General features: G+C 66.1%; 11 protein-coding genes. 6 read left to right on the forward strand and 5 right to left on the reverse strand.

The window, feature by feature from the left end; all coding sequences use genetic code 11:
• Positions 1-60: 60 nt before the first annotated feature.
• Both AB4120_RS00210 and kdsA read left to right on the forward strand, forming a co-directional pair.
• A complete protein-coding gene (locus tag AB4120_RS00210) occupies positions 61-996 on the forward strand; it encodes a KpsF/GutQ family sugar-phosphate isomerase (RefSeq protein WP_441641689.1) in 936 nt (311 codons plus the stop codon).
• 81 nt (positions 997-1,077) lie between these two features.
• A complete protein-coding gene (gene kdsA, locus AB4120_RS00215) occupies positions 1,078-1,914 on the forward strand; it encodes a 3-deoxy-8-phosphooctulonate synthase (RefSeq protein ID WP_441641690.1) in 837 nt (278 codons plus the stop codon).
• A gap of 42 nt (positions 1,915-1,956) precedes the next feature.
• On the opposite strand, the gene AB4120_RS00220 is transcribed toward kdsA, so the two are convergent.
• Genes AB4120_RS00220 through AB4120_RS00240 form a run of 5 tightly spaced genes read right to left on the reverse strand, consistent with a single transcriptional unit; the run spans position 1,957 to position 7,896 of the window.
• On the reverse strand, positions 1,957-3,033 hold the full coding sequence (locus AB4120_RS00220) for a glycosyltransferase family 4 protein (RefSeq protein WP_441641691.1): 1,077 nt from the start codon (positions 3,031-3,033) through the stop codon (positions 1,957-1,959).
• Complete coding sequence (locus tag AB4120_RS00225) at positions 3,030-4,292, reverse strand: oligosaccharide flippase family protein (RefSeq protein WP_441641692.1); 1,263 nt, start codon at positions 4,290-4,292, stop codon at positions 3,030-3,032. Before AB4120_RS00225 ends, AB4120_RS00220 begins: the two co-directional genes overlap by 4 nt.
• Positions 4,292-5,413, reverse strand: a complete 1,122-nt coding sequence (locus AB4120_RS00230) for a glycosyltransferase (RefSeq protein WP_441641693.1) — start codon at positions 5,411-5,413, stop codon at positions 4,292-4,294. Before AB4120_RS00230 ends, AB4120_RS00225 begins: the two co-directional genes overlap by 1 nt.
• Before the next feature lie 24 nt (positions 5,414-5,437).
• Positions 5,438-6,757: an exopolysaccharide biosynthesis polyprenyl glycosylphosphotransferase gene (locus AB4120_RS00235; RefSeq protein WP_441641694.1), complete on the reverse strand. Its 1,320-nt coding sequence runs from the start codon at positions 6,755-6,757 to the stop codon at positions 5,438-5,440.
• Positions 6,754-7,896: a glycosyltransferase family 4 protein gene (locus AB4120_RS00240; RefSeq protein ID WP_441641695.1), complete on the reverse strand. Its 1,143-nt coding sequence runs from the start codon at positions 7,894-7,896 to the stop codon at positions 6,754-6,756. The genes AB4120_RS00235 and AB4120_RS00240 overlap by 4 nt, the downstream gene beginning before the upstream one ends.
• A gap of 282 nt (positions 7,897-8,178) precedes the next feature.
• On the opposite strand from AB4120_RS00240, the gene AB4120_RS00245 reads away from it, so the two are divergent.
• From AB4120_RS00245 to AB4120_RS00260, 4 genes are all read left to right on the forward strand, one after another.
• Positions 8,179-9,564, forward strand: a complete 1,386-nt coding sequence (locus tag AB4120_RS00245) for a phosphomannomutase/phosphoglucomutase (RefSeq protein WP_441641696.1) — start codon at positions 8,179-8,181, stop codon at positions 9,562-9,564.
• Positions 9,545-10,636, forward strand: a complete 1,092-nt coding sequence (gene waaC, locus AB4120_RS00250) for a lipopolysaccharide heptosyltransferase I (protein WP_441641697.1) — start codon at positions 9,545-9,547, stop codon at positions 10,634-10,636. The genes AB4120_RS00245 and waaC overlap by 20 nt, the downstream gene beginning before the upstream one ends.
• Positions 10,636-11,910: a lipid IV(A) 3-deoxy-D-manno-octulosonic acid transferase gene (gene waaA / locus AB4120_RS00255; protein WP_441641791.1), complete on the forward strand. Its 1,275-nt coding sequence runs from the start codon at positions 10,636-10,638 to the stop codon at positions 11,908-11,910. Before waaC ends, waaA begins: the two co-directional genes overlap by 1 nt.
• A gap of 91 nt (positions 11,911-12,001) precedes the next feature.
• The gene (locus tag AB4120_RS00260; RefSeq protein WP_441641698.1) at positions 12,002-12,826 is read left to right on the forward strand and encodes an META and DUF4377 domain-containing protein; all 825 of its coding nucleotides are present in this window, start codon (positions 12,002-12,004) and stop codon (positions 12,824-12,826) included.
• Positions 12,827-12,848 lie beyond the last annotated feature (22 nt).

The raw sequence follows: 12,848 nt of genomic DNA on the forward strand, positions 1-12,848 counted from the left end.
GCCGTTACTCAATTGTGGCGTGAGAAGCGCCGGCAAGTTTCAAGTTTTTCGGGAATGACCATGCAACACCTGGACATCGCGCGCGACGCACTTCGCGCCCAGTCAGAAGCCGTGGCCCTGCTGGCCGACCGTATCGGTCAGGAATTCGAGCAGGCCGTGGACATGATCCTCAAGTGCACTGGACGTGTCGTGATCTGCGGCATGGGCAAGTCGGGGCTGATCGCCAAGAAGCTGGCAGCCACGTTTGCCTCCACCGGCACCCCGAGCTTCTTCCTGCATCCGGGCGAAGCGTTCCATGGCGACCTGGGTATGCTCAAGCCAGTGGACATGGTCATCCTGATCTCTTATAGCGGTGAGACCGAGGAGGTGGTGAAGCTGTTGCCAAGCCTGAAGGACTTTGGCAATCCCATCATCGCCATGTGCGGCGGCGGACAGTCGACCATGGCCAAGGCGGCCGACGTGTGGCTCGATGTCTCGGTGCCACGCGAAGTGTGTCCGAACAACCTGGCCCCGACGACGTCGACGCTGGCTACCATGGCCATGGGCGACGCACTGGCCGTGGCGCTGATCAAGGCGCGCGACTTCAAGCCACTGGATTTTGCGCGCTTCCATCCGGGCGGTAGCCTGGGCCGCAAGCTGCTGACGCGCGTGCGCGACGTGATGCGCAGCGAACTGCCGGTGGTGTCGCCCGAGGCATCGTTCCACGATTGCCTGTTCGCCATGACCAAGGGACGCGCTGGCGTAGCCGTGGTGATGGAGGCCGACCAACTGCTGGGCATCGTCACCGATGGCGACCTGCGGCGCGCGCTGATGAACGCCACCGACATGCAGGCGCTATCCGTGCGCACGATCATGACCGCGCATCCGCTGACGATCGATGCCGATGCGCAACTGGCTGCCGCGGACGTGTTCATGCGCGAGAAGAAGGTCCGCATCCTGATCGTGACCGAAGGCACCGGGAAGAAGGTGTGCGGTCTGCTGGAAATCTTTGACTGAGCGGCCACTGATGCGCGTTCGGAGCCACAAGACGGTCGCGTCGCCACGAGCGCGCGACTGCAATCCCCCGAAGGAGAAACCATGAATTCCATCGTCGCACGAATGCTTGACGGCAACGATCTGTTCTTTATCAGCGGCCCATGCGTTATCGAGTCGCGGGCTTTCGCGCTCGAGACCGCTGAAGCGCTGAAGCAGATCTTCGATGCGGCCGGCCTGCCGTTCGTTTACAAGTCGTCCTTCGACAAGGCAAATCGCAGTTCGGTGTCGAGTTTCCGTGGCGTGGGCATGGATGAAGGCCTGTCGATTCTCGCGGAAGTGCGCGATACGCTCGGCATCCCGGTGCTGACCGATGTGCACGAAAGTTGGCAGGCCAAGCCCGTGGCCGAGGTGGTCGATGTGCTACAGACTCCGGCTTTCCTTTGCCGCCAGACCGATTTCATCCGCGATGTCGCCCGGAGTGGAAAGCCGGTGAACATCAAGAAGGGCCAGTTCCTGGCACCTTGGGATATGAAGAACGTCATCGAGAAAGCCCGTGAATCGGCGCGCGAAGCCGGCTTGGCCGACGATGCCTTCTTCGTGTGCGAGCGCGGCACGTCATTTGGCTACGGCAACCTGGTGGTCGACATGCGTGGCCTGCAGGTCATGAAAGAAACCACCGGCTGCCGAGTGATCTTCGATGCCACCCACTCGGTGCAGTTGCCAGGCGCGCAGGGCACGTCGAGCGGCGGCCAGCGTGAATTCGTCCCTCATCTCGCACGGGCGGCGGTGGGTACCGGTTCTGTGTCGGGCATCTTCATGGAAACCCATCCGACCCCGGAAACGGCGCCATGTGACGGCCCGAACATGCTGCCGTTCGAGGCACTGCCCAAGCTGCTGGCGCAACTAAAGGCCATCCACGCGGTATCGACCGAGGCCTGAGGCCCCGATCGCCGCAACCGGCAAATCTTCGCCTCGGCGCGCTCAGCCCAGCAGGGGCTGCCAGCGCGCCAGCGTGACATCGAGCGCATATCCGCGCGCGGTCTCGCGGGCGCCGCCGGCAAGTCGGTCGGCCAGCGAGGTGTCCTCGATCAGGCGGCACAACGCGTCGGCCATCGCCGGGGCGTCTTCCGACGGAAAGGTCAGGGCATCCATATCGGGATGCAACAGCTCGCGCGGACCGGTTTCGCAGTATGTCGACGCCACCGGCAAGCCATATGACATGGCCTCGATCAGCACCAGCCCGAATCCCTCGTAGCGTGAGCTCAGGCAGAAAATGCCGGCATTGGCGTAGAGCGACTGCACATCGGTCTGCGCCTCGCGCAGCGTGACGGCATCTGCCATGTCCAACGCGTGCACACGCGATGCCAGTGCCGCGCGTTCCTCGCCACTGCCGGCAATCAAGAGGTGCCACTGCGGATGGCGCTGCTGCACCGTCGCCCATGCATCCAGCAATACGTCGAAGCCTTTGGCATGGGTCAGCCTGCCTACCGCCAGCACCGTGCGCTGGTGACGCGTTGCCGGCTGCGCCGGATACGGAAACGCCAGCGCATTTGGTATGACCACTACTCGGGCGCGCGGACGCGTGGCTTCGAGCCAACGCTGGCGGTCGCGCTCGGTCAGCACCACCACAGCGGCGTGCGTGCGCGCTGCAATCTGCCGCGCCACGCGCCGCAGCGGCCTGCCCAGATCCTCGTCGAAGTGGCAATGCTCCCAGGCGATGCGGCGCACGGGCAGGCCCAGGGTGGCCGGGAGTGTGAACCAAGCGAGCATCGTGTCTGCCTCGACCAAAGTGCCGATCCGATGCTGCTTGAAGTAGGCGCGAAGCGCGCGGACCGTCGACACGAATTCGCGCTTGAACGACGGGCGCGTGGCATGCAACGCATGGTGCCTGACGCCGGCATGCAGCGCGAAGCAGCTTTGCGGATCCCACAGGCTGATCACATGGATATCGTGCCCCTGTTCAGCCAGGCCATTGGCGATGACGGCGGTCATGCGCTCGGCGCCCGCGAACGCGTTGAGCGTACCGGTCAGGAAGCAGATGGCCTTTCGGTTGGTCATGTGACGGCTCTCTCGGCCCGGCCCGTGGGGTGCCGGCCGGCCAGATACCAGACGGTGGCACTGCACAGCAGGGCTGTCATGTTGGAGATTGCGTAGCCGGCCACGGCGCCCAGCATGCCGAAGCGCGGAATCAGGACGAGATCAGCGGCGACGGTGACCGCCAGCACTACGCCCCATTTGACGGCAAACCACGGCGGCCGACGCATGTGAGCCAGCAGCACGCTTAGCGCCATGTCGATGAAAAGCAGGCTCGTGGCGAAGGCGGTCAGTCGCAGCAGGTCGATGGTCGCGGCGAAGGCCCGGCCATAGAGCAGGTGCACGATCCAACTGGCGCTCAGCGCGAGCGCCGCGGCGCCGCAAAGGCCCAGCACGCCCATGCCGATGGCCAGGCGTGCCACGTTGCGCCGGGCATCGGCCAGCCGGGGCTTGCTGTAGACCATGGCCGGTGCGATGCCTGCCGCCATGACCGATGCCACCAGCGCGAAATTGTCGGCAATCTGCATGCAGGCGGCATAGGCCCCGAAGTCGGCGGTGGGCACCGCCGATTCGAGAATCAGTTGATCGAACCGGCGGATGATCATCATGAACGCAAAGCTGACCCATAGCAGCGCGCCCGAGGCAAACAGCTCGCGTAAGAGTGGCCATTCGATCTGCGGCCAAGGCAGGGGCATCCGCTTGCGGTAGTACCGCAGCAGCAGGGCGGCGGCTACGATGGCCTCCGCCGTGAACGCGGCGGCAAATGCCGGCACGATGGCGATGCTGGCCACGAACAGCGTCACCACAATGCCTAGGCGTAGCGAAAGCGCCGTCAGATTGATGATCGATGTTGGCCTGTTATGCGTGGCCGACTGCATCCACGCGGTGACGATGCCGGCCGGTTCGCGGCACAGGATAGGGATGCCGAGCAGTAACGCGGTGGTCCAGCTGTCCAGGTTGGGCTGCTTGATGAGTAGGAACACGCCGATCAGCAGATAGCCCGCCAGCGCGCCGGCCAGCCGCAGCAGGGCGGCATGGGTGATGAGCCGGTGCTGGTCCGCTGGCGACGGCATGGCCACCAGCCGTGGCACCACGATTTCCGCGCCACAGATCAGCGCGGCGCTCGATGCGATCAGCACGATGGCCTGCGCATACTGAAAGTGCGCAAATGCCTCGGGACCCAGCGCGCGCGCCAGCATGGCCACTACGCCGATGCCGACCAGAATGCCCAGGCCCCGCTCCGTCAGCGTCCACAACAGGTTGACCGCGATCCTGGCGCGCATCAGTGGGCCTTGCCCGTGGTGGAAAGCGGCGCAGGTCGGGCGCGCGCCAGTCGGGCATATATGCCGAGCCAGCGTTGGGCAACGGCCGCGAGGCTGAATTCACGCTCGATGCGCTGACGCCGGGCAATCGCCCCACCCGGTGGCACATGCAATGCCTGCCCGATGGCCTGGGCGAGGGCATCAGCGTTGCACACAGGGACGATGTGCGTGCGCGAGCCGAGCAATTCCTCCACGCCCGGCGCATCGGTGGCGACTACCGGCAGGCCGCAGGCCATGGCCTCGCCAATTACGAGCGGCATGCCCTCCACGCGGGACGACAGCACGAACAGATCGGCCGCGTTGAGCAGCGCCGGCACATCGCCACGGGCACCAAGCAGCGTGACGCGGCCCGCAAGTTCGGGGCGGCCGGCAACGCTGGATTCCAGCGCGCGCCGCTCCGGGCCCTCGCCGGCAATCAGCAGGCGAGCGCCGGTCTGGTCGACAATCTGCGCAAAGGCGTGCAGCAGCGTATCCTGGTCTTTCTCGGGAACGAGGCGGCCCACGTTCAGTATCACGGGCGTGTGGGCGTCGATGTCGAATGCTGCGCGGGTTTGCGCACGCAGTGCGGGATCCGGACGAAAGCGTTCGACGTCGATCCCGTTGGGCACCACTTCAAACCGCTGCGCGCGTACCGCGCCTCCGTCGATCATCGTCTGGCGCGCTACGGCGCTGACATGGGTGGTCAGGGCGTCCCAGCCGTCGGTTACGCGATAAGCGAGCATGCGGATCCTGCCACCTTCCTGTGCGCTGTGCGCGCTGCAGATGACGGGCGGGCATCCGCCTAGTCGGGCTAGCACCCGGGCAAACAGGTTGGCGTGCACCATGTGCGCGTGGATGATGTCGGGCTGCCATTGACGAACCAGACGGCGAACTGCCGCCAGGGCGGCCAGCATCGACCACGGCGTCTTGCGCATGTCTAGGGCGAGCACGCCGATGCGCGGGTCGAGCGTCACTTCCTGGCCAGCGGTGAGGCTGACGATCGACACGGCGTGCCCGCCACGCGCAAACGTGTTGGCCAGCGCCGCGACCTGTTGTTCGGCGCCGCCAAGCCTGAGCCCGGTAATCAGGAAAAGAATGCGCATCGGATGGTGGGAGGGCAGGTGCCGTCAGCGGGCACCGTAGCCGGTGACCAAGGTGCGCAGCGTCTTGACGGCGATCAGCAGGTCCAGTGCCAGCGAGCAATGCTTGACGTAGTAAAGGTCGTAGCTGAGCTTGGTGACCGTTTCCTCATGCGAGCCCACATAACCTTGGCGCACCTGCGCCCACCCCGAGAGCCCCGGTCGCACTAAATGGCGATATGGATAGTATGGAATCGACTCAGTAAAGCCTTCCACCATCGGTACCTGTTCCGGACGCGGCCCTATGAAGCTCATGTCGCCAACCAGCACGTTCCAGAGCTGCGGGATTTCATCGAGTCGGTACTTGCGGATGAAGCGGCCCACGCGGGTCACGCGCGGGTCCAAGTGCGCGGCGAATTGGGCTGGCGCGTGCTTGTCCACACCCATGCTGCGGAATTTCAACATCGTGAACGTCTTGCCGAACAGTCCCACGCGGCGCTGTCGGAACAGCGCGCCGCCCTGGGTCTCCATGCTCACGGCCAAAGCCACGACCAGACCGACCGGCACGGCGAGGGGCGCCAGTACGACGACGCCGACGATATCGATCAGCCGCTTCGCGTAGCCGTAGAGGTAGTGGTCGGCGTAGTCGTCGAAGAAGTTCTCGTCGATATGGTCCAGGCCAACCCGGCCGGTCAGCATTTCGCCGATCCGCTCCACCGAGTACATGCGCAGATGGCCCAACTTGTATTGTGTCAGCACGCGCGTGCGCGCCGGGTCGGCGGTCACGCCGCGTTCCACCATGATGCCGTCGCAGTGCATGGCGTCCTCGACCGAGCGGAGCTGCTGGAAGCGCGTCAGTCCGGGTGGGTTCGCGCCAGGCATCGAGATGATGCGGTCCAATTGCTGAAGGCTATCCTTATCTAGATAACCGAAGACCGGCACATAGTTCTGCACGAAGCGACGGTAGCCGAACCAGATCCAGGCCAGCGTGGTGAGATAGCCGATCAGCACGGCGCCGCGCGAGTATTCGATATGGAAACCAGCGTAGACGATCATCAGCAGCGCAAAGGGCAGAGTGGTGGCCAGGCCAACGATACTGCCCCCTTCCATGGGCGGCAGGTGCAGCGCGCGGTGCAGCATCACGAAGGCCGCGAGGTAGGGCACGGCGCACCAGATCAGCGTGCGCGGAAACACGTGCGTCACTAAGCCAGCCTGGTGGGCCACTTCGGACACCGCGGTATTGATGCCGAACAAAACCAGGCCGATCGCCGCCCAGCCAATCATGCGGCTGGCGCGCCGGATGGTCTCGGATCGCGCGGAGTAGCCTGTTCCTTGCCGTCGTAGCGGTTGTGTCTGGATGGAATTCATGATGCGGTGACTCGGTTATCGATGGTACGCCGATCGGCAAGGGCTTTCTGGTAGATCGCCCAGGTGGCGCGCACCATAGGATCCAGGCCGTATTGTGCTTCCCAGTGCGCCCGGGCGGCCTGGCCCTGCGCAATGCGTTGACGCGCGTCAGTCGCCAGGCGTTCGAGCGCGCTGGCGAATGCCTGCGGATCGTTCCCGTCCACCAGCGTCCCGCAACGCCCTCCGGCGAGTTGCTCCCAGATACCAGGCAGAGCGCTCGCAATGACCGGCAAACCCGCGCGCATGGCTTCTAGGACCGAGATGGGGAACCCTTCATGATCGGAAGCCAGCATGAACGCCTGCGCGCTGGCGAGGAGGGCCGGGATTTCACTGACGCTGCCAGCAAAACGCACACGCCCCGGCGCCAGTTGACCGGCCAGGTGTTCCAGGCTCTCGCGTCGCGGGCCGTCGCCGGCAATGACCAGCTCGCAGTCCGGCAACGATGCCATGGCAAACGCCCGTATCAGCACGTCGGGCCGCTTCGGTGGCGCCAGGCGCATGACGGTCACGATACGCCGCAACGCCGCGCCGGGGGCGGCGCGCCGCGGAACATCGGCAATGCCATTGCGGATTACGGTGACGCGGTCGGCGCGGACCGGCAGGCTGCGTGTCATGGTGCCTTCCGCCTCCGACACGCAGATGAACTGGCACGTGAACGGCGCTAGCACCCATTCCGTGATCCGCGCCACCGTGCGTTGTTTCCACGGGGCTGCCGGCTTGAACGCGAATCCATGGACCGTATAGACCACCGGTATGCGCAGCAGCCTGCCGGCGATACGGCCAAGTGCACTGGCTTTCGCGCTGTGCGTGTGAAGCAGGTCGGGGGCGGTGTCGCGCAGCGCGGCAATCAGTTCCCGCATTGCCGCAACGGCCTTGACTGGCGACAGGGCGTTGTCCATGGTCGCCAGCCGGATTGCCGGAATGCCCAGCTCATCGGCCAGGTCGAACAGCGGGCCGTCGCCGCCGGCCAGCAACGTCACGTCGGCCTGCCCGTGCAGCGCGCGCAGCAGGTCGGCAACGTGGGTCTGGGCGCCACCGATCGCGGAATTGGTGATGAGGCAGGCGATGCGTGGCCGTTCGGGCAACGAGGTCAGGGACAAGGGCGGAGGTCTCAGGCTGGGAGGCGCGCTGCGGATGCTGCGGAATCCCGTCAACCGCCTGCTGAAGGGCCCGGATGCCACGTCGATACGTACGCGAGCAAACCGAAGGCAACCCAAAAAGGTCGAAGAATTCCCTTGCAGCGGCGGCTGACCGCGATTATAGCGCCTGCGCCACGCGCATTCCGGCACAATACGGCTTGTTGGCGCCCCGCCCCGCGCCTCTCCTCAGGCGTTCCGCCTCAGGATGGAATCGCACGATGAACCTTGTCTCCAGGAAGCCACATGCAAATTGATCCTTCGATCTTCAAGGCCTACGATATTCGCGGCATTGTCGGCAAGACGCTGATGCCGGAGGTGGCCCGTTACATCGGCCTGTCCTTCGGATCGGTCGCCTCAGAACTCGGCGAGAAATCCATCGTGGTGGGCCGTGACGGTCGCCTGTCCGGCCCGGACCTGCTGGGCGGGCTGGTCGAAGGCCTGCGTGCCGCTGGCCTGGACGTGATCGACGTCGGCATGGTTGCCACGCCGATGGTCTATTTCGGTACCAACATCGAGCTGGCTGGCCGTCGCACCACCTCCGGCATCATGGTCACGGGCAGCCACAATCCGCCTGACTACAACGGTTTCAAGATGGTGCTGGGCGGCAAGGCCATTTATGGCGAGCAGATCCAGGCCCTGCGCCAGCGCATCGACGCGGGCAACTTCACGAAGGGCGGCGGCAGCTACGAACTCGTGGACGTTCGCCAGCAGTACCTTGACCGCATCATCGGCGACGTGAAGCTGGCGCGCCCGATGAAGATCGCGCTCGATGCTGGCAACGGCGTGGCGGGCGCGTTCGTGGGCGACCTGTTCCGCGGTCTGGGCTGCGAAGTGGTGGAGCTGTTCTGCGACGTGGACGGCCATTTCCCGAACCACCATCCGGACCCCGCCCACGTGGAGAACCTGCAGGATCTGATGAAGTGCCTGCGCGAGACCGACTGCGAGCTGGGCCTGGCCTTCGACGGCGACGGGGATCGCCTGGGCGTGGTGACGAAAGACGGCCAGGTCATCTTCCCGGACCGCCAGCTGATGCTGTTCGCCGAGGAAATCCTGTCGCGCAACCCGGGCCAGCAGGTCATCTACGACGTGAAATGCACGGGCAAGCTGGCGCCGTGGATCCGGCAGCATGGCGGCGAGCCGCTGATGTGGAAAACGGGCCATTCGCTGGTCAAGGCCAAGCTCAAGGAAACGGGCGCGCCGATCGCCGGCGAAATGAGCGGCCACGTGTTCTTCAAGGATCGCTGGTACGGCTTCGACGACGGTCTCTACACGGGCGCGCGCCTGCTGGAAATCCTGTCGCGCCATGCCGACCCGAGCGCCGTGCTCAACGCGCTGCCGAATTCGAACTGCACGCCCGAGCTGCAGTTGAAGGTGGCCGAGGGCGAGGCGTTCACGCTGCTCGACAAGATCCGAGCCAATGCCAAGTTCGAAGGGGCGCGTGAAGTGATCACGATCGATGGCGTGCGCGTGGAGTACCCCGATGGCTTCGGCCTGGCACGCCCGTCGAACACCACGCCCGTGGTGGTAATGCGTTTCGAGGCTGACAACGACGCCGCGCTGGCCCGTATCCAGGCCGAGTTCAAGCGTGTGATCCTGGCTGAGAAACCGGATGCAAAGCTCCCGTTCTGAAACCGCGCGGCGGTCGGCTGTGACAACCCCGGCGCCGCTGGCGACGGGGTTGCCGTTTGCTATGCCGGCGCGGCCACGCATCCTGATCGTCAAGGTGTCGTCGCTGGGCGACGTGGTGCACAATATGCCGCTGGTGCACGACCTGCGCGCGCGCTGGCCCGAAGCCGAGATCGACTGGGTGGTGGAGGAGGGCTACGTCGACCTGGTGAAGCTGCTACCCGAGGTGCGCCGTGTGATTCCGTTCGCGCTGCGGCGCTGGCGCAAGCGTTTCTGGCAAGGCGACACCTGGGCCGAGGTGGGCGCGCTGCGCGCCGCCGTCCGCGACCAGGCGTATGACGCCGTGCTCGAAACGCAGGGCCTGCTCAAGACCGCCATCGTCGCGCGTACCGCCGCCCGGACGGTCGGTGCGCCGGTGATCGGGCTGGGTAATGCCACGCAAGGCTCCGGCTACGAGCCGGCGGCGCGGCTGTTCTACACGGTGCCGGTCAAGGTACCGCACCAGACCCACTCGGTCCGGCGCTCGCGCCTGCTCGGCTCGGCGCTGACTGGCGTGACCCCGCCCGAGCCGCCGCGCTTCTTTGGCGCGCCGGCACACACGCTGCACGTGGACGATCCGCTCTGGGCAGGGCTGCCGGCCCGCTATGCGGTCTGCTTCCACGCCACGGCGGGTGCGAAAAAGCGCTGGCCCGTGTCGAACTGGCACGCCCTGGGCCAGAATCTGCATGCGGAAGGCCTGACCGTGCTGCTGCCCTGGGGCAACGAAGCCGAACGGCGTGATGCTGAGGCGCTGGCGACCGGCATGCCCGGCGCGCAGGTGTTGCCGCGCTTCTCGGTGATGCAGGGCTTCGGCCTGATCAACCGCGCGGAGGTGGTGATCGGCGTCGATACCGGGCTGGTGCACATCGCCGCGGCGCTGTGCCGGCCGACCGTCGAGATCTACACGGCCACGTGGCGCTGGAAGACCGAGGGCTACTGGTCTGACCGGATCGCCAACGTGGGCGACGACGGCATCGTGCCGTCCGTCGACGAGGTCTACGCCGCAGCGCGGCAAGTTCGCGGAGTTGCCGCTTGATGCTTCGTCTTGTCTATACCCTGCTGTGGCTGATGATCCTGCCACCGGCACTGTTGCGCTTGGTCTGGCGCTCGCGCAAGGAGCCGGGCTATGTTCAGCATATCGGCGAGCGTCTGGGCCGGTACGATGATCTGCCGGCCGCCGGGCCCTGGCTGTGGGTGCACGCGGTGTCCGTGGGCGAGACGCGCGCCGCGCAGCCGCTGATCGATGCCTTGCTGGCGGCCTATCCGCAACACCGGCTGCTGCTGACGCACATGACGCCCACGGGCCGCCAGACGGGCGCGCAGCTCTACGGCGACAATCCGCGCGTGCAACAGTGCTACCTGCCGTACGACATGCCGTGGCTGGTGCGCCGGTTCCTGTCGCACTTCCGGCCCGATGCCGGCCTGATCATGGAAACCGAGGTCTGGCCGAACCTGGTGCACGTGACGCGCCGCGTGGGCGTGCCGCTGTTCCTGGTCAACGCGCGCCTGTCGCCGCGGAGCTACCGCCGCACGGCACGTTTTGGCGCGGCGGCGGCATCGCTGTATAACGATTTCACGATGGTGCTGGCCCAGACTGCGGGCGATGCCGAGCGCTATCGCGCCCTGGGCGTCAAGTCCGTGCGGATCACCGGCAACCTGAAATTCGACATGCAGCCGTCCGAGGTGGGCATGGCGCGCGGGCAGCAACTGCGGTGTGCCTTCGGGGGGCGCCCGGTACTGGCGGCGGCCAGCACGCGCGAGGGTGAGGAGCCCCTGATCCTGGAAGCGTTCTCGCGCTGGCCCGGCAAGGTGCGCCCGCTGCTGCTGCTGGTGCCGCGTCATCCGCAGCGCTTCGACGAGGTAGCCGCCATGGCCGCGGGCGCCGGCTTCACGGTCCGGCGCCGCAGCGCACTCGACATCGAGCTGATCAACACGCCGATCACGGCCGATATCGTGCTCGGCGATTCGATGGGAGAGATGGCGATGTACTACGCCGCGTCGGACATGTCCTATATCGGCGGCAGCCTGATCCCGCTGGGCGGACAGAACCTGATCGAGGCCTGCGCGGTGGGCACGCCCGTGCTGATGGGCCTGCACACGTTCAACTTCGCGCAGGCCACCGAGGATGCCATCGCCGCCGGCGCGTGCATCCGGGTGGCCAATGCCGACGAACTGATGGCGGCGGCCGCGTCGGTGCTCGACGATCCGGCGCGGCTGGCCGACATGCGCGCGCACGCGCTCACGTTCGCGGGACTGCACCGCGGGGCGACGGCACGGACGCTCGGTGCCCTCGCGCCGGTGTTGCGCTGACATACAAGGCCGCGGTTTGCGACTAGACTTGGTACGATAGTGGCTCATTCGCCGCTTTGCCGCGTTTTTGCGGCGCATGAGGAGATCATCCATGCCAAATCGTCCATTTGCCCGCGCCGCCATTGCGACGGCCAGCCTGGCCGCCGCCTTCATCACCGCCTGCACCACTGGCGCGATGCCCGACAATTCGTCCGCCAGCCCGGCCCTGAGCGAGACCCGCTCTGGAGGCCCCAGCCGCTGGGAGCTGGTGCGCTGGCAGCGCGCCGAGGGCACGCTGCGCGACATTCCGCGCGGCGACAATGGCGAACCCATCGTCTTCAACTTCAGCGACGGCATCGACTCCCCGCAGGGCACGGTCAGCGGCACCGGCGGCTGCAATCGCTTCACCGGCGGGTACGGCAAGACCGACACCGGCATCCGCTTCGACCGCATGGCCGGCACGCGCATGGCCTGCCCGGGCATGCGGATGGAGGTGGAGCAGGCGCTGCTCAAGGCGATGACATCGCCGCTGACGACAGTGGGGACGCAACCGTCTTCCGGCAGCACCGGCCGCCAGATCATCTGGAAAACTGCCGCCGGCGACCTGCTCCAGTTCGTGGAGCGGGAGGGCGTGGGCCGGCGCGGCGACAAGGTCGATCCGGCTACCGGCAGCATCGGCGGCCGCGAAAGGATCCTCTACATTGATTCGCAACGAGTGGAATGCACAGGCGTTGGAAAGCTGCGTTGCTACCGCTGGCGCGAATCGGCCGATGCGCCGTGGCAGCTCTGGTACGGCCCGATCGAGGGGCTCGACTTCGAACCGGGCGTCACCTACAAGCTGCGGGTGAAGGAATACCAGGTGCCGAACCCGCCGGCCGATGCCCCGCCCATCCGCTGGCAGCTGCTTGAAGTGGTGGAGCGCCAGCGGGGGAAATGAAAGGGCGATCGATTAGAATGGC

Origin of the sequence: Cupriavidus sp. 2KB_3, from assembly GCF_052115685.1 — a bacterium.
In the GTDB taxonomy this organism is placed as follows: domain Bacteria; phylum Pseudomonadota; class Gammaproteobacteria; order Burkholderiales; family Burkholderiaceae; genus Cupriavidus; species Cupriavidus campinensis.

Excerpts from the sequence above, each read along its gene's own strand:
- AB4120_RS00210 (WP_441641689.1), top strand. The coding sequence starts at position 61 with ATGCAACACCTGGACATCGCGCGCGACGCACTTCGCGCCCAGTCAGAA.
- kdsA (WP_441641690.1), top strand. The coding sequence starts at position 1,078 with ATGAATTCCATCGTCGCACGAATGCTTGACGGCAACGATCTGTTCTTT.
- AB4120_RS00220 (WP_441641691.1), bottom strand. The coding sequence starts at position 3,033 with ATGACCAACCGAAAGGCCATCTGCTTCCTGACCGGTACGCTCAACGCG.
- AB4120_RS00225 (WP_441641692.1), bottom strand. The coding sequence starts at position 4,292 with ATGCGCGCCAGGATCGCGGTCAACCTGTTGTGGACGCTGACGGAGCGG.
- AB4120_RS00230 (WP_441641693.1), bottom strand. The coding sequence starts at position 5,413 with ATGCGCATTCTTTTCCTGATTACCGGGCTCAGGCTTGGCGGCGCCGAA.
- AB4120_RS00235 (WP_441641694.1), bottom strand. The coding sequence starts at position 6,757 with ATGAATTCCATCCAGACACAACCGCTACGACGGCAAGGAACAGGCTAC.
- AB4120_RS00245 (WP_441641696.1), top strand. The coding sequence starts at position 8,179 with ATGCAAATTGATCCTTCGATCTTCAAGGCCTACGATATTCGCGGCATT.
- waaC (WP_441641697.1), top strand. The coding sequence starts at position 9,545 with ATGCAAAGCTCCCGTTCTGAAACCGCGCGGCGGTCGGCTGTGACAACC.
- waaA (WP_441641791.1), top strand. The coding sequence starts at position 10,636 with ATGCTTCGTCTTGTCTATACCCTGCTGTGGCTGATGATCCTGCCACCG.
- AB4120_RS00260 (WP_441641698.1), top strand. The coding sequence starts at position 12,002 with ATGCCAAATCGTCCATTTGCCCGCGCCGCCATTGCGACGGCCAGCCTG.